Annotated in this window: 18 protein-coding genes and 1 tRNA gene; 8 read left to right on the top strand and 11 right to left on the bottom strand. The window is 73.9% G+C overall.

Annotated elements, in window-relative coordinates:
* Positions 1–57 precede the first annotated feature (57 nt).
* The gene (locus ACF0H8_RS20950; RefSeq protein ID WP_395290773.1) at positions 58–1029 is read left to right on the top strand and encodes a hypothetical protein; all 972 of its coding nucleotides are present in this window, start codon (positions 58–60) and stop codon (positions 1027–1029) included.
* A 325-nt stretch (positions 1030–1354) separates the two neighbouring features.
* On the top strand, positions 1355–3148 hold the full coding sequence (locus ACF0H8_RS20945) for an alkaline phosphatase D family protein (RefSeq protein WP_395290772.1): 1794 nt from the start codon (positions 1355–1357) through the stop codon (positions 3146–3148).
* A gap of 62 nt (positions 3149–3210) precedes the next feature.
* Here ACF0H8_RS20945 and ACF0H8_RS20940 read toward each other — a convergent pair whose 3' ends face one another.
* Positions 3211–5160: a prolyl oligopeptidase family serine peptidase gene (locus ACF0H8_RS20940; protein WP_395290771.1), complete on the bottom strand. Its 1950-nt coding sequence runs from the start codon at positions 5158–5160 to the stop codon at positions 3211–3213.
* A gap of 118 nt (positions 5161–5278) precedes the next feature.
* On the opposite strand from ACF0H8_RS20940, the gene prpB reads away from it, so the two are divergent.
* A complete protein-coding gene (gene prpB, locus ACF0H8_RS20935; protein WP_395290770.1) occupies positions 5279–6202 on the top strand; it encodes a methylisocitrate lyase in 924 nt (307 codons plus the stop codon).
* A gap of 3 nt (positions 6203–6205) precedes the next feature.
* Positions 6206–7324, top strand: a complete 1119-nt coding sequence (locus ACF0H8_RS20930; protein WP_395290769.1) for a bifunctional 2-methylcitrate synthase/citrate synthase — start codon at positions 6206–6208, stop codon at positions 7322–7324.
* 31 nt (positions 7325–7355) lie between these two features.
* On the opposite strand, the gene ACF0H8_RS20925 is transcribed toward ACF0H8_RS20930, so the two are convergent.
* Positions 7356–7511 carry a hypothetical protein gene (locus tag ACF0H8_RS20925; protein WP_395290768.1) on the bottom strand — a complete coding sequence of 52 codons (156 nt, stop codon included), beginning with the start codon at positions 7509–7511 and terminating at the stop codon, positions 7356–7358.
* Between the two features lie 93 nt (positions 7512–7604).
* On the opposite strand from ACF0H8_RS20925, the gene ACF0H8_RS20920 reads away from it, so the two are divergent.
* On the top strand, positions 7605–8552 hold the full coding sequence (locus ACF0H8_RS20920; RefSeq protein WP_395290767.1) for a helix-turn-helix domain-containing protein: 948 nt from the start codon (positions 7605–7607) through the stop codon (positions 8550–8552).
* A gap of 144 nt (positions 8553–8696) precedes the next feature.
* Here ACF0H8_RS20920 and ACF0H8_RS20915 read toward each other — a convergent pair whose 3' ends face one another.
* The 6 genes from ACF0H8_RS20915 to ACF0H8_RS20890 all read right to left on the bottom strand — a co-directional run bounded on the left by ACF0H8_RS20915 (position 8697) and on the right by ACF0H8_RS20890 (position 15315).
* Positions 8697–9500, bottom strand: a complete 804-nt coding sequence (locus tag ACF0H8_RS20915; RefSeq protein ID WP_395290766.1) for a slipin family protein — start codon at positions 9498–9500, stop codon at positions 8697–8699.
* Complete coding sequence (locus tag ACF0H8_RS20910; protein ID WP_395290765.1) at positions 9497–11029, bottom strand: nodulation protein NfeD; 1533 nt, start codon at positions 11027–11029, stop codon at positions 9497–9499. The genes ACF0H8_RS20915 and ACF0H8_RS20910 overlap by 4 nt, the downstream gene beginning before the upstream one ends.
* Positions 11030–11133: 104 nt before the next feature.
* Positions 11134–11619, bottom strand: a complete 486-nt coding sequence (locus ACF0H8_RS20905) for an NUDIX hydrolase (RefSeq protein ID WP_395290764.1) — start codon at positions 11617–11619, stop codon at positions 11134–11136.
* Between the two features lie 38 nt (positions 11620–11657).
* Entirely contained in the window at positions 11658–12476 is an 819-nt protein-coding gene (locus ACF0H8_RS20900; protein ID WP_395290763.1) for a VIT family protein, read from the bottom strand.
* Between the two features lie 252 nt (positions 12477–12728).
* The gene (locus ACF0H8_RS20895) at positions 12729–14801 is read right to left on the bottom strand and encodes a PhoX family protein (protein ID WP_395290762.1); all 2073 of its coding nucleotides are present in this window, start codon (positions 14799–14801) and stop codon (positions 12729–12731) included.
* Between the two features lie 283 nt (positions 14802–15084).
* Positions 15085–15315, bottom strand: a complete 231-nt coding sequence (locus ACF0H8_RS20890) for a hypothetical protein (RefSeq protein ID WP_395290761.1) — start codon at positions 15313–15315, stop codon at positions 15085–15087.
* Between the two features lie 268 nt (positions 15316–15583).
* Between ACF0H8_RS20890 and ACF0H8_RS20885 the strand changes: the two genes are divergently transcribed.
* Positions 15584–16225 (top strand): TetR/AcrR family transcriptional regulator, encoded by a 642-nt coding sequence (locus ACF0H8_RS20885; protein ID WP_395290760.1) that lies wholly within the window; start codon positions 15584–15586, stop codon positions 16223–16225.
* A 292-nt stretch (positions 16226–16517) separates the two neighbouring features.
* Complete coding sequence (locus tag ACF0H8_RS20880; protein WP_395290759.1) at positions 16518–17021, top strand: aromatic ring-opening dioxygenase LigA; 504 nt, start codon at positions 16518–16520, stop codon at positions 17019–17021.
* 373 nt (positions 17022–17394) lie between these two features.
* Here ACF0H8_RS20880 and ACF0H8_RS20875 read toward each other — a convergent pair.
* The 3 genes from ACF0H8_RS20875 to ACF0H8_RS20865 all read right to left on the bottom strand — a co-directional run bounded on the left by ACF0H8_RS20875 (position 17395) and on the right by ACF0H8_RS20865 (position 20904).
* Positions 17395–17468, bottom strand: a tRNA-Pro gene (locus ACF0H8_RS20875).
* 104 nt (positions 17469–17572) lie between these two features.
* A complete protein-coding gene (locus ACF0H8_RS20870; protein WP_395290758.1) occupies positions 17573–18535 on the bottom strand; it encodes a metallophosphoesterase in 963 nt (320 codons plus the stop codon).
* Positions 18508–20904 (bottom strand): transglycosylase domain-containing protein, encoded by a 2397-nt coding sequence (locus tag ACF0H8_RS20865; RefSeq protein WP_395290757.1) that lies wholly within the window; start codon positions 20902–20904, stop codon positions 18508–18510. Before ACF0H8_RS20865 ends, ACF0H8_RS20870 begins: the two co-directional genes overlap by 28 nt.
* A 405-nt stretch (positions 20905–21309) precedes the next feature.
* On the opposite strand from ACF0H8_RS20865, the gene ACF0H8_RS20860 reads away from it, so the two are divergent.
* Positions 21310–21648 carry a WhiB family transcriptional regulator gene (locus tag ACF0H8_RS20860; protein WP_395290756.1) on the top strand — a complete coding sequence of 113 codons (339 nt, stop codon included), beginning with the start codon at positions 21310–21312 and terminating at the stop codon, positions 21646–21648.
* Positions 21649–21673 lie beyond the last annotated feature (25 nt).

Below are 21673 nucleotides of genomic sequence, written 5' to 3'. Positions count from 1 at the left end.
TCCACCGAGCACGAGCGGAGCGCAGCCCGCTCGCCGCCGCGGTGGTGAAGTGCCGCCATGACGACGCAGCCGAGCGCCGCGCTGATCGAGCTCGCGCGGCGCCAGGAGGGGCTGGTCAGCGCCACCCAGTGCGACGCCCATGGCGTGACGGCCCACGTGCGCGGGCGACTCTGCCGTCGGGGTGTGTGGCGGAGGGTGGTCCGCGGTGTCTTCGACACGACCCCGGACCTGAGGCGGCGATGGCCCGCGCGACGGCGGCAGGCGGCGCTCGTGGGCCTGCTCCGCTACGGCCCCGATGCGGTCGCCGTCGGCACGAGTGCACTGACCCTGCTCGGGGTCGAGGGGCTTCCGGCGACCGTCGTGTCAGAGGTCGCGCTCGGGCCGGGCCAGAGCCGCGGGCTCCCGCCGGCCCGGGCGAGCGAAACGGGCCCGGCGGGGCGGGCCGTGCGGGTCCGGCAGTTCGACGTCGGGGCTCAAACCATGGTGGTCGCGGGCTTCAAGGTGGTCCGACCGGCCTGGGCACTGGCACAGGCAGTTCCCGAGCTGCCTCGCCGGCACGCGATCGCGGTGATGGACTCGGCGCTGAACAAGGGCCTGGTGGGCGAGAACGGACTCGAGGAGGCTCGCCGTCTGGCCCGCGGGCGCCGAAGAGTCGCGCGTACGCACGGCTGGTGGCAGGAGGCCGACGGCCGGGCAGAGTCCCCGCTGGAGACGTTCGGACGGCTGGACTGCGCCGACAACGGTGTCGCGCCGGACGCGTTGCAGGTGGAGATCGTCGACGACCACGGATTGCTGCTCGGGCGCGGCGACATGGGCTGGCGCTGCGGAGCGGGTAGCTGGCTGCTCGCCGAGTTCGACGGCCGTGAGTTTCACGAGGACCTCGGTGCGCTGCTGCACGACCGATACCGGCAGAACGAGATGCAGCTCGAAGGCAGGGTGCGGATGCTGCGCTTCACCTATCGCGACCTCGCGTTCCCGGGCCAGGTCGCGGGCACTGTGCGGCGGGCGTTGACGGGTCGACCGAGCTGAGCAGGGGTCCGACAGGCGGCGAGGCCGGCGAAGCGGCCCGTCCCCCGCTCGCACCCTCGAGAATGCCCTAGGTGCCCTTTCCGGCGGGGAACGGGCAGTTAGGTCATTCTCGGCGGGATGCCGGGGCGGAGCGGGCCCGATGCGTCCTCCGCCCGCGCTTTCGACAATGCCCTAGGTGCCCTTCCGGCTGGCGAACGGGCAGTTAGGCCATTCTCGGGCGCGTGATGAGGCGTGGCCATCCCGAATCAGGCACGCGCGAGTGGGGCGCTCGAGGAGGCGTAGCCATCCCGAGCCATGCACGCGCGCGCGGGGCTAGCGTTCCTCTATGGGCCCGACCGCGCCGGCGGGGGAGCCGCCGGCGGCAGACGAGCCGGGCGGTGCTGGGGGCGCGCCGCGTCTGCTGCTCGGGCCGCTGCTGCGCTACGTCAACGCCGACAGCGCCACGGTCTGGGTGGAGACCGACCGGCCGTGCGAGGTGGCGGTCAGCGCCGATGACGCCGTCGTGCGCGAGCCCACCTGGACGGTGCACGGCCACCACTACGCCCTCGTCGTGCTCACCGGGCTGCCGGGAGCCGCCGAGCTGCCCTACGAGGTGCACCTCGACGGCGCGCCGGTCTGGCCCGACCCGGCGGGCGCCTTCGGGCCGAGCGTGATCCGCACGTTCCGGCACGACGAGACGCTGCGCCTGTCGTTCGGCTCGTGCCGGCAGTGCGCGGACGTCGGGCCCCGCGGCCTGAAGGACTTCGGCGCCGACGCGCTCGCCGCCCTGGCGGCGCGCATGGCGACCACACCCCACGAGGAGTGGCCCGACGCCCTGTTCCTGGCCGGCGACCAGATCTACGCCGACGACCCCTCGCCCGCGCTCACCGCCCGGCTGAAGAAGGCGCACCCGCCCAGCCGGCGCCGGCGCTGGCCGGCGCGCGCCGAGGTGCGCCACTTCGAGGAGTACACCTGGCTCTACCACGAGACCTGGACCGAGCCGGCGGTGCGCTGGCTGCTGTCCACCGTGCCCACGGTCATGGTGCTCGACGACCACGACCTGCGGGACGACTGGAACACCTCCCTCTCGTGGCGCCGGCGCATGGAGCGCCAGCCGTGGTGGCCCGACCGGGTCACGGGCGCCTTCGCCTCCTACTGGGTCTACCAGCACCTGGGCAACCTCTCCCCGCGCGAGCTCGGCGAGGACGAGATGTTCGCCCTCGTCCGCACGGCCGGCGACGACGACCGCCGCACGCGGGCGCTGGACGAGTTCGCGCGGCGGGCCGACGACGAGCCGTCCAGCGTCCGGTGGAGCTTCTTCCGCGACTTCGGCGACTCCCGGCTCGGCATCCGCCTGGTGGTCGTGGACTCGCGCTGCTCGCGGCGCCTCGACCCCGGCAACCGCGCGATGGTCGACGACGCCGACTGGCGGTGGGTGGCCGAGCACGCCCTGACCCCGCGCGAGGGGGAGCGGATCGGCCACCTGCTCATCGGCACCACGGTGCCGTTCCTCCTCCCGCACGGCGTCCACCACCTGGAGGGTTGGAGCGAGGCCGTCGCCTCGGGCGGGGCGTGGGGGCGCGGCGCGGCCTGGTTCGCCGAGCGGGTCCGCCGCGCCGTCGACCTCGAGCACTGGGCGGCGTTCCGGCAGTCCTTCGACGCCCTCGTCGACCTGCTCGGCGCCGTCGTCCGCGGCCCCGAGCCGCCCGCGTCGGTGCTCGTCCTGTCGGGGGACATCCACTCCTCGTACACGGCCAGGGCCCGGCTGCGGGGTGTGGAGCACCCTGCGACCGCCGTGCACCAGCTGACGATGTCGCCGTTCCGCAACCCCATGCGCCTCGTCGTCCGCCTCGCCCACGAGGCGCTGGAGCGGCCCGCCGTCCGGCGCTTCTGGAAGCGCATGGCCCTCCTCGCCGGCGTCGGCGAGGAGGGCATCGAGTGGACGGTGCAGCACGGCCCGTGGTTCACCAACGGGGTGATGACGATCGACATCGCCGGGCCGCGCGCCAGCGTCGAGATCGACCGCGCCGAGGTCAACGGGGGCCGCCAGCACCTGCGCCGGGCCGTCACCGCCGAGCTGACGGGCGGTGCCACCCACCCTGCCGCCAGCACCTCGGCCGGGCCGTCACCGCTGAGCTGACAGGCTGAGAGCGCGCCGGGCCGCCCGGCCGGCGTGGCAGCCTCTGCGCGAGCGGACCCGTGTCAGGACGGCGCGGCCTCCCGACCCGCGGATGCGGGAGCCGGCCGCGGACCCGCCGGCAGGTGCCTTCGGACGAAGTCCAGCTGACGCCGCAGCTGGGCGACCTCCTCGTCGTCGACCACCGAGCCGTGGCCCGCGCCGTACGTGTACAGCTCCACCTCGCCGGGGTAGTCGCTGCGCCCGCGCAGGGCATCGACGTAGCTGAGCACCTGGCCGAGCGGGCAGCGCGGGTCGTTCTCCCCGGCGGTGATCAGCACCGGGGCGCGCACCGCGTCCACGTAGGTCAGCGGGCTCGCCACCCGGTAGGCGTCCGGCACCTCGCTCGGGGAGCCGCCGAAGAGCGACCTGTCGAACGCCTGCAGGTCGGGCATCTCCTCCTCGTACGCCGTGACGTAGTCGGCCACCGGCACGTCGGCCAGCCCGAGGGCCCACCGGCCCGGCTGCGTGCCCAGGCCGAGCAGCGTGAGGAAGCCGCCCCATGACGCGCCGGCGAGCACCGACCGGGCGGGGTCGACGATCCCGTCGGCCACCAGCCGGTCGTGCACCGCCGCGACGTCCTCCAGCTCGGTCAGGCCCACCCGGCCCTCGAGGGCATCGCGCCAGGCCGAGCCGTACCCGGTGGAGCCGCGGTAGTTCACGCTCACGACGGCGAAGCCGTGGTCCACCCACGCGGCAAGGTGCGGGGAGAAGGCGTCGGAGCGGTGCCACGCCGGCCCGCCGTGCACGTCGAAGATCGCGGGCCAGGGGCCGGAACCGCCGTCGGCCCCCGGGACGCCCGCCGACTCACCGGCGGCCGGGAGGCTCGCCGTGCCGGCGGCCCCGCCGTCGGGCAGGCGCAGCAGCGCGTGGATGCGCCCGCCCGGCCCGTCCACCCACACGTCGCGCACCGGCGCCGAGGGCGCCGGGCGGATCCCGTGCGGGGCGATCACCTCCCGGCCGGTGCTCGCGGAGAGCACCGCGCGCGGCGCCGCGGCGGAGGACCACCGCAGCCAGACGTCCCCGTCGGGGCGTGGTGCGGCGTCCGAGACGCTGCCGTCGGGCGGGCCCACCGGGACGGTGACCCCGGTGGCGAGCACGTGCCGGTACAGCCGCGTGCGTGCCTCGTGGTCGACGGCGAGCAGCAGCTCCCGCCCGCCCGGGTACCACCAGCCCTCGGTCACCTCGCCGGGCAGCGGGCCGTCCGGACCGTGCAGCGCGACGTCCTCGACGAGCCCGGTGCCCAGGTCCCAGACGGCGACCTCGGCCCGGCCCCGGCGCTCGTGGGCGACGAGCAGGCGCAGGTCGCCGTCGGCCGGCGCGAAGTCCAGCGCCGTCAGGCCCTTGCCGGGTCCGTCGTCGAGGTCGGCCACCACCGCGCCGGTGTCGGCGGCGACCACCCGCAGGGCCATGTGCCGGTTGTCCCCGCGCTCGGAGTGCTCGATCGCCACGAGGTTCCCGTCGTGGGAGAGCGCCGCGGCGCCGGCGTCGTTGGGGTGGCGGTAGAGCAGGACCGGTGCCTCGGTGCCGGGCCCGGTGGTGCCGAGGGCCACCTGGTGGATCTCCGTGCCCAGGTCCGTGGTGCGGCCGACGACGGCGGTGCCGTCCCTGGTCAGCAGCAGCCCGGCCGGGTAGGCGTCCGGCAGCGCGACGGGGTCCTGCACACCCTCGCCGGGCGGGGCGCCGAACGGCTGGCGCCGCCACCGGCCGAACTCGTCGCCGGCGGTGTCGTCGAACCACCACACCCACGCGCCGAGCGGGTCGATGGTGCACAGCGTGGTGCCCTGCGGGCGGTCGGTCGCCTGGACCAGCCGGCCGGTGCGCCGGTCCCAGGAGTGCACCTCGAGCACGCCGCGGGCGGTGGCCACCACGCAGGCGCGGTCGGGCGCGTACTCGGCCCACTCGGGCAGCTCGACCACGGGGGCGCGCAGGCGCAGCTCCCACGGCGGAGGCGGCCAGGTCGTCTGGGTGGTCATGACACCGAAGCGTAGGACGCCCGGGACGTCCGTCCGGGTGCCGAGCCGGGGCCGTGGGCGGAAGATGGGACCGATCGTCGGTCAGCGGTCATCACCGCGGTCGAGGGGGACCACAGCGATGCTGCACGCACGGACCAGTCCCGCCGCCAAGCGGGCGGCGCTGCGGGAGATGCTCGCCGTCTCGCCCGAGCCGTTGCGCCTGCCCGGGGCGTTCAGCCCGCTCACCGGCAAGCTGATCGAGGAGAGCGGGTACGACGGCGTCTACGTCTCCGGCGCGGTGCTCTCGGCGGACCTGGGGCTGCCGGACATCGGGCTGACGACCCTGACGGAGGTCGCCGGCCGGGCCGGGCAGATCGCGCGGATGACGGACCTGCCCACGATCGTCGACGCGGACACCGGCTTCGGCGAGCCCATGAACGTCGCACGCACGGTGCAGGTGCTGGAGGACAACGGCCTGGCCGGCTGCCACATCGAGGACCAGGTCAACCCCAAGCGCTGCGGGCACCTCGAGGGCAAGGAGACCGTGGACGTCGCCACCGCGGTCAAGCGCATCCGCGCGGCCGTCGACGGGCGCCGCGACGGGAACTTCCTGGTCATCGGTCGCACCGACATCCGCGCCGGGGAGGGCCTGCAGGCCACCGTCGAGCGGTCCAAGGCCCTCGTCGGTGCGGGGGCGGACATGGTCTTCCCGGAGGCGCTGACCAGCCTGCGGGAGTTCGAGACCGTGGCCGCGGCCCTGGACGTGCCGGTGATGGCGAACATGACGGAGTTCGGCAGGACGCCGCTGTACACCGTCCGTGAGCTCGCCGACGCCGGCGTGCGGCTGATCATCTATCCCGTGACCCTGCTGCGCCTGGCGATGGCGGCGGCGGAGCGGGCGCTGGCCGTGCTGGCCCGGCAGGGCACGCAGCTGGAGCTCGTGCCCCTGATGCAGACCCGCGCCCGCCTGTACGAGCTGGTCGACTACGCCGCGTACAACGCCTTCGACGAGCAGATCTTCACCTACCAGCCGCAGGAGCTCGAGCGGCAGCCGGAGGACTGAGCGATGGCCGAGGAGATCCACAAGGGCCTGGCCGGCGTCGTCGTCGACGTCACCAGCATCTCCAAGGTGAACCCGGAGACGAACTCCCTGCTCTACCGCGGCTACCCGGTCCAGCAGCTCGCCGCGCACACGAGCCTGGAGGAGGTCGCGCACCTGCTCTGGTACGGCGAGCTGCCGAGCCCGGACCAGCTGGCGATGCTCATCGCCGAGGGGCGGACGGCACGGTTCCTGCCCGACCCGGTGCGCGCGGCGGTCGAGGCGCTCCCCACCACGTGCCACCCGATGGACGTGTGCCGCACCGCCGTCTCGGTGCTCGGCGCGCACGACCCGCAGGCGGAGGACGACTCCCGCGAGGCCGAGCTCGCCAAGGCGCTGCGCCTGTTCGCCGTCATGCCCTCCGTGGTGGCGCTGGACCAGCGCCGGCGGCGGGGCCAGGAGCCGATCGAGGCGCGCGCCGACCTCGCCTACTCGGAGAACTTCCTGTGGATGACGTTCGGGGAGATCCCGGAGGAGGTGGTGCTGCGGGCGTTCGAGACGTCGATGATCCTGTACGCGGAGCACTCCTTCAACGCCTCCACCTTCGCGGCCCGGGTGATCACCTCCACCCTCGCCGACCTGCACTCGGCCGTCACCGGTGCGGTGGGGGCGCTCAAGGGGCCGCTGCACGGCGGCGCGAACGAGGCGGTGATGCGCACCTTCGACGAGATCGGCTCGGCCGAGAACGTCCCGGCGTGGCTCGACGCCAAGCTGGCCCGCAAGGAGAAGGTCATGGGGTTCGGCCACCGCGTGTACAAGCACGGCGACTCCCGGGTGCCCACCATGAAGGCGGCGCTGGACGAGCTGGCCGAGCACTACGGGCGTCAGGACCTGCTCGCCCTGTACGACGCGCTCGAGGCCGGGATGCGCGAGCGGACCGGTATCGAGCCCAACGTCGACTACGTCACCGGCCCGGCGTACCACCTCATGGGGTTCGACTACGGGACGTTCACGCCGCTGTTCGTGGCGGCCAGGATCCTCGGGTGGACGGCGCACATCATGGAGCAGCGCACCGCCAACACCTTGATCCGGCCGCTCAGCGAGTACGTCGGGCCCGCCGAGCGGGAGGTCCCTGAGGGCGCGTGACGGCGCCCGACGCCGGTCGCCCGGCGGCGCCCTACGAGGGTCGCAGCCGGTCCTCGCCGAAGCCGAGGTGGCTGGCGGGGGGCCGCCGGTGGGTGAAGGCGTGCCCCCGGTCGTCGTCGCGGACGACGTGGGCGAGGTACAGGCAAAGGACCGCGAAGGCCGCCGCGAGGAGAACGATGAGGCCCATGGCAGGAATCATGCGCCGGTCGGGATCCGGCCACGAGTGGCAGACTTGCCAGAATCCGTCGGTTTGCTGCCACCTGTGTGCCAGGATGCCCGCATGATCCACAACGTGGTGGCGCTCGTGTACGACGGCGTCTCGCCGTTCGAGCTCGGCGTCGTGTGCGAGGCCTGGGGCATCGACCGCTCGGACATGGGGCTGCCGACGTTCGACTTCGCCGTGTGCGCGCCGCGCGCCGGCGCCGTCGCCACCAACGTGGGCTTCGGTCTGCAGGTGGGCCACGACCTCGCCCGCGTGCGGGAGGCCGACCTCGTCGTCGTGCCCGCCGTCCCCCGCCACGCCGACGTGCCGCCCGCCGTGATCGCCGCGCTGCAGGAGGCCTACGGGCGCGGCGCGCGGATCATGTCGGTGTGCAGCGGCGCCTTCGCGCTCGGCGAGGCAGGGCTGCTGGACGGCAGGGAGTGCACCACCCACTGGATGTACACCGACGAGCTCGCCGCGCGGTTCCCGGCCGCCCGCGTCATCCCCGAGGTGCTCTACGTCGATGCCGACGCCATCCTCACGAGTGCGGGCACCGCCGCCGGCGTGGATGCGAGCCTGTACCTGTGGCGGCAGGAGTTCGGCTCGGCGGCGGCGAACCAGGTGGCCCGCCGCATGGTGGTGCCCCCGCACCGCGACGGCGGCCAGGCGCAGTTCATCCGTACCCCGGTGCCCGAGTACGACGCCCAGACGCTCGGCCCGCTGCTCAGCTGGATCCCGGAGCACCTGGACTCCCCGCTCGACGTCGAGACGCTCGCGGCGCGCTCGGCGATGTCGCCGCGCACCTTCGCGCGCCGGTTCCGCGCGGAGACCGGGACGACGCCGCACGCGTGGGTCACCGCGCAGCGCGTCCGGCGCGCGGAGCAGCTGCTGGAGCAGACCGACCGCTCCGTCGACCGGATCGCCGCCGAGGTGGGGCTGGCGCCCGCGGCGCTGCGCCACCACCTCGCGCAGGCGCGCGGGCTCAGCCCGCAGCAGTACCGGCGGCGCTTCTCCGCGGTGCGCTGAGGCGCGGACAGCCGGGAGCGCCGCACCCGGTGCGCCGGGGCGCAACCTCCGCCCGGCGCGAGGCTCCCTGCGCGCCGGAGTGCAGGGGCGCCGGGACGGCCCCCCCGCCTCACGTCGCGTCCCGCCCGGCGGGGCCGGCCCGCCTCACGCCGCGGGTCGCATCCCGCCGGGCGGGGTCTGCGCCGGCGCGACCGAGCGGGCGGTGTCGAACAGCCGCAGCAGCTCCATCGGGATCGGGAAGGCGATGGTGGAGTTCTTCTCCGCGCCGAGCTCGAGCAGGGTGCCGAGCAGCCGGAGCTGCAGGGCGGCCGGGTGCTGCTCGAGCACGACGGCCGCCTGGCCGAGGTTCTGCGCCGCCTCGCGCTCGCCCATCGCGTGGATCACCTTGGCCCGCCGCTCGCGCTCGGACTCCGCCTGGCGTGCCATCGCCCGGCGCATCGACTCCGGGAGGACGACGTCCTTGACCTCGACGATGGTGACCTTCACGCCCCAGGGGTCCGTCACCGCGTCGATGACCTGCTGCAGCTGCTGGTTGACCTGGTCCCGCTTGGTGAGCAGTTCGTCGAGGCTGGTCTGCCCCAGGATGCTGCGCAGCGTGGTCTGCGCGATCTGCTGCGTGCCGAAGCGGTAGTCGTCGATGGAGAGCACCGAGCGGACCGGCTCGACGACGTTGAAGTAGGCGACCGCGTTGACCCGGACGGTGACGTTGTCCTGGGTGATGATGTCCTGCGGCGGGACGTCGTAGGTCTGGGTGCGCAGGTTGACCCTGATGAGGCGGTCGATGACCGGGATGATGAAGATCAGCCCGGGTCCCTTGAGCGGCTGGATCCGGCCGAGCCGCAGGATCACGCCGCGCTCGTACTCGGGCAGGACGTGGATGGCGGCCGCGGCGAGCAGGACGACGACGAGCGCCGCCAGGCCGAGACCGACGAGCAGGCCTGTGCTCACGGGACTCCCTCCTTCTTCTCGGGCGGTGGTGCCGGGTCGGGCCGCGGCGGGCCCGCCCCGCGGGTGCTCCGCTCGGCCGGGCCCGGCGAGGCGTCGACCGCGCCCGGCGCGGGCTGGGCGGGGAGCTCGACGCCGGGCACGGGCTGCGTCGCTCCGGAGGTTGCGTCCGGCGCGGGACCGTCCGCGGCGGACGCGGGCTCGACCAGGAGCACGAGGCCGTCCATGCCGGCGACGACGGCGGTCTCCCCGGCGCGCAGCGGCGGACCGACGGAGCGCAGCGACCACCACGCGCCCTCGACGAACCCGCGGCCGGTCGTCCCCGCCGCCTCGCTGACCCTCACCGCCCGGCCGCGGAAGAGATCGGCGCCGGTGGTCGTCGAGGGCATGTGCCGGCTGCGGTAGGCGATCCGGCCGGCCAGCACCGCGCCGGCGAACAGCACCACGGCCAGGGGCACGGCCGCCCCGGGGTCGACCGAGACGCCCTGGGCGTTGTCGAACAGGAACACCGCGGCGAGCACGAGGACCACCGCACCTCCGAAGGCGAAACCGGCGACGCCGGGCGCGAACAGCTCGGCGGCGAACAGCGCGACGGCGACGACGAGCAGGAGCAGGCCTACCGCCGTGACGGGCAGGACCGAGAGGCTGAACAGCGCCAGCAGCAGCGCGGTGATGCCGGTGGCGCCCGCCACGCCGACCCCGGGCGTGGCCAGCTCGTAGATCAGACCGAGGGTGCCGAGCGTCAGCAGCAGGAAGGTGATGTTCGGGTCGGCCAGGAACTGCAGCACCCGTCGAAACGCGCCCAGGTCGTCGCGCTCCACCGCGGCGCCCGCCGTGCGGACGGTGACCTCCCGCTCGCCCGCGACCGTGACGACCCGCCCGTCGGCCGCCCGCAGCGCCTCGTCCAGCGAGGAGGCCCGCGCCTCCACGACGCCCAGCTCGAGCGCCTCGTCGACCGTCGCGGTGCGGCCCCCGCGGACCGCGTCGGCGGCGAAGTCGGCGTCGCGCCCGCGCAGCCGTGCCAGCGCCTCGGCCTGGGCGGCGGCGTCGTTGACGATCTTGTCGGAGACCTCCTCGCCCTGCAGGCCCACCGGGGTGGCCGCGCCGATGGTGGTCCCCGGAGCCATCACGGCCACGTGGGAGGCGAAGGTGATGATCGCCCCCGCGGAGCCGGCGCGGGCGCCGGCGGGGGAGATGTGGACGACGACCGGGACCTCGCTGGCGAGGATGTCCTCGACGACGTCCCGCATGGCCTCGACGAGCCCGCCGGGGGTGTCCAGCTCGACGACGTAGGCGGCGAAGCCCTCGGCGTCCGCCCGGTCGATGCCCTCCGCGAGATGGTCGGCGATGACGGGGGTGATGGGCGTGGCGATCTCGGTCACCAGCACCGTCCGGCCCGCGCTAGCGCCGTCCTCGGGCGCCGCGCTGCTCGCGGCGGTGGCGGCGAGGAGGAGCGCGGCGAGCGCGAGCAGTCCCACGAGCACGACCACCAGCCGGCTCTCGACCGCGGGGCGGGGGGCATCGGCGCTCACCACTTCCGCCCTCATGCTACGTGCCGGTGCAAGGGGCGGCACCCGGCCACCGGCGGCCTCGTCATGCGGGAAGCGCGTACCGCCGGCCTCCGGGCACGGCTCCCCTACCGGGCGAAGTACGGCCCGGCGGAGGGGTCGTCGAGGAAGCGCATGGCGTGGTCGAGGCGGGCGCGGGAGCTCGCGGTCGTGTCGGCCGGGAGGGCGGAGGGGTCGTACCAGCCCACGTCCAGCGACTCGTCGTCGGCCACGTGCGCCTCGCCGTCGACGGCCTCGCACCAGAAGGTCAGGTCCAGGTACTGCGAGCGGTCCCCGTTGGGGTACCGGATCTCCTCGCCCGACGTGACCGAGGTCAGCGCGCGGACGCGGGCGGTGACGCCGGTCTCCTCGGCGATCTCCCGGGCCAGGCCCACGGCGGGCTGCTCGCCGGGCTCGAGGATGCCGGAGGGCAGCGCCCAGAGGCCGTTGTCGGCGCGCCTGCCCAGCAGCACCCGGCCGGCCTCGTCGAGGACGACGCCGGTCACGCCGGGCAGCCAGAGCAGGTCCGTGCCGATGCGGGAGCGCAGGGCGGTGATGAATTCCGGGACGGGCACCCTTCGACGCTACAACGTCCGCCGGCGCGGCCGGGTGCTCAGACGATGCCGATGGTGCCCAGCAGGCTGCCGACGGCGAAGGTGGCGCCGAGCGCGAGCACGCCGCCGACGACCACGCGCACCGCGGCACGGAGCCTCGAACCGCCGCCGATCCACGCCGCGACGGCGCCGGTGACGGCGAGGGCGGCGAGGGTCACCGCGAACGTCAGCGGCACCCGCGCGGCGGCAGGCGGGAGGAGGATGGCGAGCAGGGGCAGCGCCGCGCCGAGGATGAACGACAGTGCGGACGCAAGTGCGGCGTGCCATGGGCTGGCCACGTCGTCCTCGTCGATGTTCAGCCTGACCCGCAGGTGCGCGCCCAGGGCGTCGCGGGCGGTGAGCTCCTCCGCCACGCGACGGGCCGTGGCGGGGGAGATGCCACGGGAGGCGTAGACCTCCGCGAGCCGCTCCAGCTCGCCCTCGGGGTCCGCCGCGAGCGCCCGGCGCTCGCGGTCGATGAGGCTGCGCTCGCTGTCGCGCTGGCTGGAGACGGAGACGTACTCGCCCAGGGCCATCGACACGGCGCCGCCGAGGACGGCCGCCGCCCCGGCCGTCAGTACGGGGCCGGGCGAGCTGGTGGCGCCCGCCACGCCGACCACCACGGCCGCCGTGGAGACGATCCCGTCGTTGGCGCCCAGCACGCCGGCACGCAGCCGGTTCAGCCGCTGGGCGAGCCCGCCGGCCGGGGTGGCGTCGCCGACCTCCGTGCCGTCCCGGCGCGGCGAGAGCGCGAGGGGGCCGGCCGCCGGACCCGGCGCGGCGGGCGCGCCCCGCCACGCGTCGTCGCGGTGCTCCACGGGAGCGAGGATTTCGGTCATAGCCGGAGAGAATCACCGCGGGGCGATGGCCGCAACGAAGGCGAGGGTTGCCTTAGCGACCCTCGCCACACCGCGGGTCACGCCACACCGCGGGCCACGCCACTCCGCGGGCCCCGTCCGCCGCCCGGGCGACGCGCCGCGGGCCCCCGGGGTGCGACCCGCTCGACCCGGCGGCGGGACGCCGACGGCCCCGGCCGCCGCAGGGGCGGGCCGGGGCCGTCGCGGGCCGGTCAGGCGTGACCGGCCGGGTGGTCAGGCGTGACCGATCTTCTTGCCGTCGGCGCGCCACGCGACGGCCACCGCGGGCCGCGGGATGGAGCTGCCGCCGTCGGGCCAGTGGGAGGACGGCGCCTCGAACGAGGACCCGTCACCCTCGCCGGGGTGCTGGACGCAGACGAGCACCCGGTCGTCGTCGATCCACGGCCCGCAGGTCTCGGCGTCCACCGGGACGGTGAGGAACTGCTTGACCTGGCCGCGGTACTCGCCGGAGACCGCTACGCCGAACAGCCCGTCGTGGCTGCCCAGCGCGTTGCCGTCGGTGCTGATCCACAGGTTGCCGTACTTGTCGAAGGCGACGTTGTCCGGGCAGGAGATGGGCGAGACCTGCGACTTGTCGAAGCCGGCGAAGTAGGTGCTCGGGTCGTTCGGGTCGCCGGCGAGGAGGAAGATCCGCCAGGCGAACGAGGCGGCGCCCGCGTCGTTGCCCTGCTCGGCGATCTCCATGACGTGGCCGTGCTTGTTGCCCATGCGCGGGTTGGCCTCGTCGACCTCGGTGACGGTGCGGCGCGTGTTGTTCGTCAGGGCGAGGTAGACCAGCCCGGTGACCGGGTTCGGCTCGACGTCCTCGGGGCGGTCCATCTTGGTGGCGCCGACGGCGTCGCCCGCCTGGCGGGTGAAGGTGAGGACCTCGACGCCGCTCATGCCGGGCACGTGGGAGATCGCGTCGGTGCCGGTGGAGGTGACCAGCGGGATCCACTCGCCCGCGCCGTCGAACTGGCCGTCGGCGGGCAGGGTGCCGTCGCCGGTGATCTCCGCGGCGGGGGAGTTGCCGGTGAACCTCGCGACGTAGAGCGTGCCGTTGTCCAGCAGGCCGGCGTTGTGCGTGGCGTCGCCCTCCACGACGGCGTCGCGGGTGACGAACTTGTAGAAGTAGTCGTAGCGCTCGTCGTCGCCCATGTACACGGCGAGGCGGCCGTCGGCGGTGACCCGGGTGGTGGCGGCCTCGTGCTTGAAGCGGCCCAGCGCGGTGCGCTTGCGCGGGGTGGAGGTGGAGTCGTACGGGTCGATCTCCACGATCCAGCCGAAGCGGTTGGCCTCGTTGGGCTCCTTCAGCAGGTCGAAGCGGTCGTCGAAGCGCTCCCACTTGCGCTCGCTGGCGCCGCCGCTCATGCCGTAGCGACGCAGGCGCTCGCGGACCACCGGGTCGGCGACGGCGCCGCCGTTGGCGAAGTACTGGTTGAAGTTCTCCTCCGCGGTCAGCCAGGTGCCGTACGGCGTGAGGCCGCCGGAGCAGTTGTTCAGCGTGCCCAGCACGGTGCGGCCGGCGGGGTCCGCCGTCGTGCGGACGAGCTCCGAGCCCGCCACCGGGCCGGAGAGCTCGAACTCGCTGCCGGTGTGGAAGCGGCGGTTGAGTCGGTGGTCCACGATCGGGTCCAGGGCGCCGGAGCGCTTGCCGCGCTTGCCGGAGGTGACGGCGACGACGCTGAGGCCGTGGGCGGCCCAGGAGATCTCCACCTGCTCGGCGGTGGGGTTCTCCGGGTCGTACCCGGCGAACATCAGCTCCTCGTTGGTGTACTCGTGGTTGGCCACGAGGAGGAACTCGTGCTGGCCCTTGAGAGGCAGCAGGCCGAGGTAGTCGCAGTTGTAGCCGAACTGCCGCTGCTGGCCCGCGACGGTGAGGCGCGCGGGGTCGAAGTCGGGCGCGTCGGAGAAGAGCTTGTCGCCCCAGCGGATGACGACGTCCTGGAGGTAGCCGGCCGGGGTGGTGAGCTTGTCGTCCGTGTTGGGGGCGACGGGGGAGAAGCGCAGGCCCGGGGCGCCGGCGCCGCGGCCCGCACTGCCGCCGGGGGCCGCCATGGCGGGCTGCTGGCCGAGCGCGGTGCCCACGGCCGCGGTGGCGGCGACGACGGCGCCGGCCTTGAGGGCGGTGCGGCGGGAGAACGCGCGGGCGGCGACGTCGCCGAAGTACTCGTTGCCGGAGGTGTTGGGCACGTCGTGGAAGCACGCGTCGCCGCAGCGGAACCGGCAGGTCATGGCGGAGCGGTTGCCGCCGTGCCCGGGGGTGAGGAGGGGGAGGAGGCTGCGTCGGGGGGTGGTCTGGGACATCACTGCTCCTTGGCGTCGATGGCTACGGCGGGCGACGTTACGGAGCGAGGTCGTCCTGTGAGCGAACGGCTGGTGAAGAGGCGACGGCAGGGAGGTGACAGGCCCGACCCGTCCGGCGCGTCGGCTCCGCGGCTGCGTCGGGCGGGGGAGAGGCCGACGGCGGCGCGGCGCGGGCCGGTGCTCGCCGCGCCCGGGATGCAGGAAGGGCCGCCTGCCCGCGCCTCCGCGGGAAAGCGGCCCTCTGGCGGGCGTGCCTCTCGGCGCCTCCGCCCTTGCCGGCTGCTCAGCCGGCGAGGGAGAACCTCCCCCGCAGACCCGTCATCAGGTGCCCCAGCGAGCGGCGCTCGGCAGCCGGCCGGATGCGGCCGGTGCCGCGGCACGCCGAGCACTCGAGGGCCGGGGCCTTGTAGGACGGGATTCCGATGGCGGTGCCGATGAGGTTGGAGGCCGCCCGTGTGAGACCGAGACCATCACATGCGGGACAGAGAACCGTGCTGGTTCGCCTGGTCGTCATCGCGATACCTCCTTCGTCGTCGTGGTGGTGAAGTGAGAGCTCGCCCCTGGCGAGAGGGCGGGGGGCGGCTGCTGGGAGTCGTCGTCCTGGTCACGCGACGGCGATCTCCCCTCATGGGGGTAAACGCGTTCCCGAGGTATCTGTTCCGAAAGCCCCCGGTGATTTCCGCCACGGTGACCACCACCACGGCGCAACCGCGCGCGCAAATCACTGAATCCGGTCCAAGGCTTGCCGATACTGTCGCGCAGGACCAACGGAGGACACGGACATGGATGAGGCGCAGGGCAGCACCGTGACGGCGGACGGGCCCCCGAAGCGCGGCCCCGGGCGGCCCCGGCGGCCGGGCACCGAGGAGCGCGCCTACAAGGCCGCCCTCGAGCTCTTCGGTCAGGTGGGCTGGTCGTCGCTGAGCCTGGACGCTGTCGCCCAGCGGGCGGGGATCGGGAAGTCGTCGATCTATCTGCGGTGGAAGGACAAACGCGATCTCATCGTGGACGCCGTTCGCGACCTCGAGGCCACGCACGTCAATCCGCCGCTCGAGCTGCCCATCCGGGACTACCTCACCGCTCACGCCCGGGCCCGGGCCGAGCTCGTGCTCGGCGAGCATGGTCCGCTGATCGCCAGCGGCGTCTCCGCCGCGATGGCGAACCCCGAGGACTACGCCCAGGTGATGGACGAGAGCCTCAGCCGCGGCGCGTTCGCCCTGGCGACGCGGATCGAGGGGGCGATCGAGGACGGCGAGCTCCCGCCCTCGACATCGGTGAGCCACCTGCTGGACGCCATCGAGGGGGCGATCTACTTCCACTTCTTGATCAGCAATGCCGGGAAGCCCCGGGAGCACCTGCGCGCGAGCCTCGACGAGTACGTCACCGAGCTCGTCGACATGGTCCTCGCCGGCGTGACGCGCTGACTCAACGACGACACCGCACCACGACGGCCGCGCCCTGTCTCCACGGCGTCGTTCGGCCGGGGCGTGGACGTCCGCGCGCACGACACACGCGGGCGGACACGCGACTCGCACGCCTCGTCGGTCCCGCTGGGCGTGACGGGTCAGGGGCGTGACCGCGCTCACGGCGGCGATCCGGACCCGTCGGGACGTTTGTCCCCCGATGTCCTGGTTCGCCGGTCATAGGTTCGTGGTGTCGGCAGGAGATACCGGACAAGGGGTCCGGTGGCCGGCAGAGCCGCAGGAGGGACCGACCATGAACGCCAAGCCCGCCAGGATCACCGGCCTCGTCGCCATCATCGCCGGCATCGTCTTCATCCTCGCCGGGGGAGTGACCTGGGGGTTGATCTCGGCCAACCTCACCGAGCAGGAGATCACCGTGGCCGAGGACTCCCCGATGCTCGCCGGTGACGAGGTCAACGGCCCGGTCTCGGCGTTCGCCGAGGCGCAGATCATCAACACCCACGCGATGGCCGCCACCGAGGGCCGCACCTACGCCGAGCTCGGCGCCCTGGTGAAGGAGGCCGAGGCGGCCGGGGACGCCGCGGCGGCGGAGGAGCTGCAGGCCCAGCGGACCACGGTCATGAACGCCTCGTTCCTGCGCGCCTCGCTCTTCACCTCGGTGGTCGCCTACGGCGACGCCGCCCTCGTGATGGGTCTGGGCGTCCTCCTGACCGTCGTCGGCTGGGGCTTCTCGAGCCTGGCGCGGACCACCTCCCCGGCGACCACCGCCGCCAAGGGCCAGCCGGTCACCGTCTGACCGGCCCCGGCCGGCCGGCCCGGCCCGCACGGCAGCAGCCCTCGGAGAGGATCTCCTTCTCTCCGGGGCTTCTGCATGTCCGGCGCCAGAGTCGAAGAACTGCTGGACCGAGCCCATGGCCACAGCCCACGTGCCATGGGGGCGTGGGCACGTTGCGGCGCCGGGACCGCGCCCGGTTGCTGATCCTGGCGACCGCGGCCGCGCTGCCGGCGTGCGCAGGTGGTCAGGAGCGGCGGACGTCGCCCACTACGAGCCGTCGGAGCGCGGCGGGATGGGAGCGCTGCTCGGAGGCGTGCTGGGGAGGACGGGCTCGCCACGGGGCAAGCAGAAAGGCCGCCTACCGCGTCTCCGCGGGCAGGCGGCCCTTCATCTGTCGGGGTGGCGGGATTTGAACCCACGACCTCTTCGTCCCGAACGAAGCGCGCTACCAAGCTGCGCCACACCCCGATGAGGAACTCGTTCAGAATAGCCGAGGCAGGGGACCGGAGTGAAACCGGCGGGCGCGAGTGAGACGGATGCCACCCCACCGCCCCCGGGCGGTGCCTGGCAGCTCAGACGGCGGCCCGCGGCACCAGGGTCAGCAGGGAGGCCTCGGGCCGGCAGGCAAACCGCACCGGGGTGTACGGGCTCGTGCCGAGTCCCGCAGAGACGTGCAGCCACATCGAACCCTCGCCGCCCGGCGCCCCGGGTCGCGCCCCCGGCCACCCGTGCAGGCCACTGGCGCGACCGCGGTCGAGGTCGCAGTTGGTCACCAGGGCGCCGAAGAAGGGTACGCGGAGCTGCCCGCCGTGCGTGTGGCCGGCGAGCACGAGGTCGCAGCCGTCGCCGTGCATCTGCTCGAGCACCCGCAGGTACGGCGCGTGCGCGACGCCGAGGTGCAGGCGACCCACCCGCCGGGGGGCTGGGGCGTGGTCGGGGAAACGGTCGTAGTCGAGGTGCGGGTCGTCCACACCTACCAGGGTCACCTCGGTGCCCGCCACGGAGACGACCTCGCGCCGGTTCGTGAGGTCCTTCCACCCGGCGCGGCGGAACGCGGCCGCCATCTCCCCGGCCGGCAACCGGGCCGGCTCCGGGGGCAGCGCGGTGCGGGCGTCGGGCAGCAGGTAGCGGGCCGGGTTCTTCAGGCGCGGGGCGAAGTAGTCGTTGGACCCCAGGACGAAGGCGCCAGGCCGGTCCAGCAGCGGCCCGTACGCCTCGAGGAGGGGTCCCAGAGCCGCGGCGTGCGCCAGGTTGTCACCGGTGGTGACGACGAGGTCCGGCTCCAGCCGGTCCAGGTTCCGCACCCACGCGACCTTCCGGCGCTGCGAGGGCAGCAGGTGCAGGTCTGACAGGTGCAGCACCCGCAGCTCCGGGGCGCCGGGGGCCAGCACGGGGACCTCGTAGCGCCGGAGCGTGTACAGGCGCGCCTCGGCGAGAGCCCAGCCCAGCGCGCCCAGCCCGGCCGCGGCGGCGCCGCCGGCCAGCCGCGCGGCCCGGGCCCCGGCGCTCAGTTGTCGCCCCAGAAGTCGCCCCACTCCTCCTGCCAGCCCTCCGGCGGCGCGGGGTCTTCCGCGGGAGCCGACGCGCTCGGCGGCGCCTGCGGCTCACCGGCGGCGTTGCCGTTGCCATTGCCGTTGCCGTTGCCGTTGCCGTTGCCGTTGCCGGGGTTCTCCGGGGCTGGCGCGGGCGGCGCGGGCGCGGGCTGGGGCGCGGGGGCGGGCTGCGGCGCGGGGGCGGGCTGCGGCGCCGGCTGCGGCGCGGGGGCCGGCGCCTGGCGTGACGCCGCACTCTGACCGAGCATCTGCGGGCTGGCCGGCGCGAACTGCTGCACCGGCGCCCCGGCGAGGGCGGCCGACATGTATCCCTGCCACGTCTCGGCCGGGTAGGAGCCGCCGTACACCCACTGGTTGTACCTGCCGTTGATGACGGCATCCATCATCGACTTGTCGCCCTGGGAGTGGCCCATCCAGACGGCCGCGGCCAGCTGCGGCGTGTACCCGACGAACCAGGCGTGCGCGTCGTCGTTGGCCGTGCCGGTCTTGCCTGCGGCGGGCCGGTCGGGCAGCACGGCCCGCCGGCCGGTGGACCCGGGCTGGTCCGAGACCACCTGCTGCAGGGCGTGGTTGACGCCGTTGACGACGTCCGGCTCGAGCACCTGGGTGCAGGTCGTGGGGGAGACCGGGATGTCGTTGCCGGCGTTGTCGGTGACCTTGGTGATCGCCACCGGGGTGCAGTACGTGCCACCGGCGGCGAGGGTGGCGAACGCGTTCGCCATGCCCAGCGGGGTCACGGTGTTGGTGCCCAGGACCGCGGCAGGGTTCGGGGTCAGCGGGGACCCGTCGCCGCGGACCAGGCCCATCTTCTGGGCGTTGTCGATGACGCCGCACATGTCGACCTGGTTCGCCATCTCGAGGTAGGCGAGGTTGACGGACAGCCGCGTGGCATCGAGCACGGTCATCACCGGTGACGACGGGACGCCCTCGACGTTGGTGGCGTTGTTGTAGTTGTCGCGAAACTGCGGAGCGCAGGAGATGGTCCACGACGCGCGCGGGAAGTCGCGCTTGTTCGCCGCCACGCGGTCGTTGAGGGAGTGCCCCGTCTCAAGCCACTCGATGAGCGTGAAGACCTTGAACGTCGAGCCGGACTGGAAGCCCTGCCCGCCGCCGTGGCTGGTGCCCACGTTGAGGTTCACCTCGGTGGCGCCCGGGTCCTCCGGGGTCGGGGCGGTGCCCCAGTTGGTGTTCTGCACCATGGCGACGATCTTCCCGGTGCCGGGCTCGATCGACGACATGGCCATCTTGACGCCGGAGGGGTCGTTGACGGGCACCGAGGCGGTCACCGAGTCGTAGGCGGCCTGCTGCTTGGCGGTGTCGAGCGTGGTCTGGATCGTCAGGCCGCCGCGGTACAGCATCTGGGCGCGGTCGGCCCGGTCCTTGCCCCAGTTCTCGTTGGCGAGCAGCTCGTCGACGACGTACTCGCAGAAGTACGCGGAAGTCCCGGCGGCGCCGCACCCGTTCGGTGCGGACTGGACGTCTAGCATGTCGGCGATCGGCACCGCGACCGCCTCGTCGTGCTCCGCCTGCGTGACGAAGCCCTGGTCGAGCATGAGCCCGAGCACGACGTCGCGCCGTTCCTGGGCGTTCTCCGGGTTACGCACCGGGTCCCACTTCGCGGGCGACTGCGTGATGCCGGCCAGCACGGCCGACTCGCCGATGTCCAGCTCGGCGGCGGACTTGTTGAAGTAGTGCCGCGCGGCGGCCTCGACGCCGTACTGCGACGGCCCGAACTGGGCGATGTTGAGGTAGCCCTGGAGGATCTCGTCCTTGCTGACCTGCTGCTCGAGCCCGATCGCCAGCCGGGCCTCGCGGAGCTTGCGTCCCAGCGACGTCTCCGTGGCCTCCTCGATCGCCTCCTGGTCACCGGAGACGCGTCCGGCCTCGATGAGGACGTTCTTGACGTACTGCTGGGTGAGGGTGGAGGCGCCCTCGAGCGGGCCGCCCGCGATGTTGTTGACGAAGGCCCGGAGCATGCCCTCGGCGTCGATGCCGCGGTGCTCGTAGAACCGCCGGTCCTCCACCGCCACGACGGCGTTCTGCATGTGCTCGGAGACCTGGTCCAGCCCGATCACGATGCGGTTCTCCGCGTAGAAGGTGGCGATCGGCGTGCCGTCGGCGGCCAGGATGACGCTCTGCTCGGACGGCTCGGGGATGGCCAGCTCGCTGGGCAGGTCCTCGAACAGGTCGGTCGAGGCCGAGCTGACGGTCCCCGCAGCGCCCACCGCCGGCATCACCAGGCCCGCCGCCAGTACCCCGCCCAGACCCGCGACGACGACGAACGCGAGGAGCATCGTGAGCAGCTGGGCCGGCTTGACGGCACGCCCTGAGGACGACGGAGCTGGCGACATGCCCCTAGGGTACGTGGCGCCCCTGACGCGGGGCCCGGCGAGTCCGTACGATCCACCTCCGTTCACCCACGGCTCGCGCCGGCCGGCCGGCGATCGGGCGGCACCGCGCCCTGCAGGGCTGGTGCGCCGAGGCGGCGGCCGGCGGGTCGGGGGGCCGGCCACGTCGGCGTGACGGTGCGCGCGGGGCCTGGTCGGCGGAGCGCAAGACCCCACATCGGGGGGCCTTTACCACGCCCGGACGTCTATGTTGTGCCGAGACACGTGAAACTTCGACAAACCCCTTCCGTGACGTCCTTCACACCCGCTATAACGTCACTCGTAGACAAAAACCGTCCGCCGACCACCGGACGGCCCGAGACCCGATGTCGCCACCGTCGGGCTCGTCTCGCGGACGTAGGAGGAACTATGTGGGACAACGCCGACCAGACCTGGGCGTCGCAGGCCGCCTGTGCCACCGGGCAGCCCGATGCCCTCTTCGTGCGCGGTGCCGCGCAGCGGTCTGCGCGTGAGCTCTGCTTCGGCTGCAAGGTCCGCATGGACTGCCTGGCCGACGCACTCAGCTCGCAGACCAGCTTCGGGGTGTGGGGAGGGCTGACGGAGCGGGAGCGCCGCGCGCTGCTGCGCCGGTACCCGGAGGTGACCGACTGGGCGAGCTGGCTGCGCCGGGAGGACGACGAGCTCATCGCCGAGCTGCGGGTCCAGCGCGCGCCGCGCATCATCGCCCGGACGCGCGCGCAGGTCTGACGCGCGCCGGCGACCCTCCGTCGTC

It is taken from the genome of Georgenia sp. AZ-5 (genome assembly GCF_043952095.1).
Taxonomy (GTDB): Bacteria; Actinomycetota; Actinomycetes; order Actinomycetales; family Actinomycetaceae; genus Georgenia.
This window is presented reverse-complemented; position numbering and strand designations above follow the sequence as displayed.

Bases quoted from the DNA above. Each gene is read 5' to 3' on its own strand.
- ACF0H8_RS20950 (WP_395290773.1), top strand. From the start codon at position 58: ATGACGACGCAGCCGAGCGCCGCGCTGATCGAGCTCGCGCGGCGCCAG.
- ACF0H8_RS20945 (WP_395290772.1), top strand. From the start codon at position 1,355: ATGGGCCCGACCGCGCCGGCGGGGGAGCCGCCGGCGGCAGACGAGCCG.
- ACF0H8_RS20940 (WP_395290771.1), bottom strand. From the start codon at position 5,160: ATGACCACCCAGACGACCTGGCCGCCTCCGCCGTGGGAGCTGCGCCTG.
- prpB (WP_395290770.1), top strand. From the start codon at position 5,279: ATGCTGCACGCACGGACCAGTCCCGCCGCCAAGCGGGCGGCGCTGCGG.
- ACF0H8_RS20930 (WP_395290769.1), top strand. From the start codon at position 6,206: ATGGCCGAGGAGATCCACAAGGGCCTGGCCGGCGTCGTCGTCGACGTC.
- ACF0H8_RS20925 (WP_395290768.1), bottom strand. From the start codon at position 7,511: ATGGGCCTCATCGTTCTCCTCGCGGCGGCCTTCGCGGTCCTTTGCCTG.
- ACF0H8_RS20920 (WP_395290767.1), top strand. From the start codon at position 7,605: ATGATCCACAACGTGGTGGCGCTCGTGTACGACGGCGTCTCGCCGTTC.
- ACF0H8_RS20900 (WP_395290763.1), bottom strand. From the start codon at position 12,476: ATGACCGAAATCCTCGCTCCCGTGGAGCACCGCGACGACGCGTGGCGG.
- ACF0H8_RS20895 (WP_395290762.1), bottom strand. From the start codon at position 14,801: ATGTCCCAGACCACCCCCCGACGCAGCCTCCTCCCCCTCCTCACCCCC.
- ACF0H8_RS20890 (WP_395290761.1), bottom strand. From the start codon at position 15,315: ATGACGACCAGGCGAACCAGCACGGTTCTCTGTCCCGCATGTGATGGT.
- ACF0H8_RS20885 (WP_395290760.1), top strand. From the start codon at position 15,584: ATGGATGAGGCGCAGGGCAGCACCGTGACGGCGGACGGGCCCCCGAAG.
- ACF0H8_RS20880 (WP_395290759.1), top strand. From the start codon at position 16,518: ATGAACGCCAAGCCCGCCAGGATCACCGGCCTCGTCGCCATCATCGCC.
- ACF0H8_RS20865 (WP_395290757.1), bottom strand. From the start codon at position 20,904: ATGTCGCCAGCTCCGTCGTCCTCAGGGCGTGCCGTCAAGCCGGCCCAG.
- ACF0H8_RS20860 (WP_395290756.1), top strand. From the start codon at position 21,310: ATGTGGGACAACGCCGACCAGACCTGGGCGTCGCAGGCCGCCTGTGCC.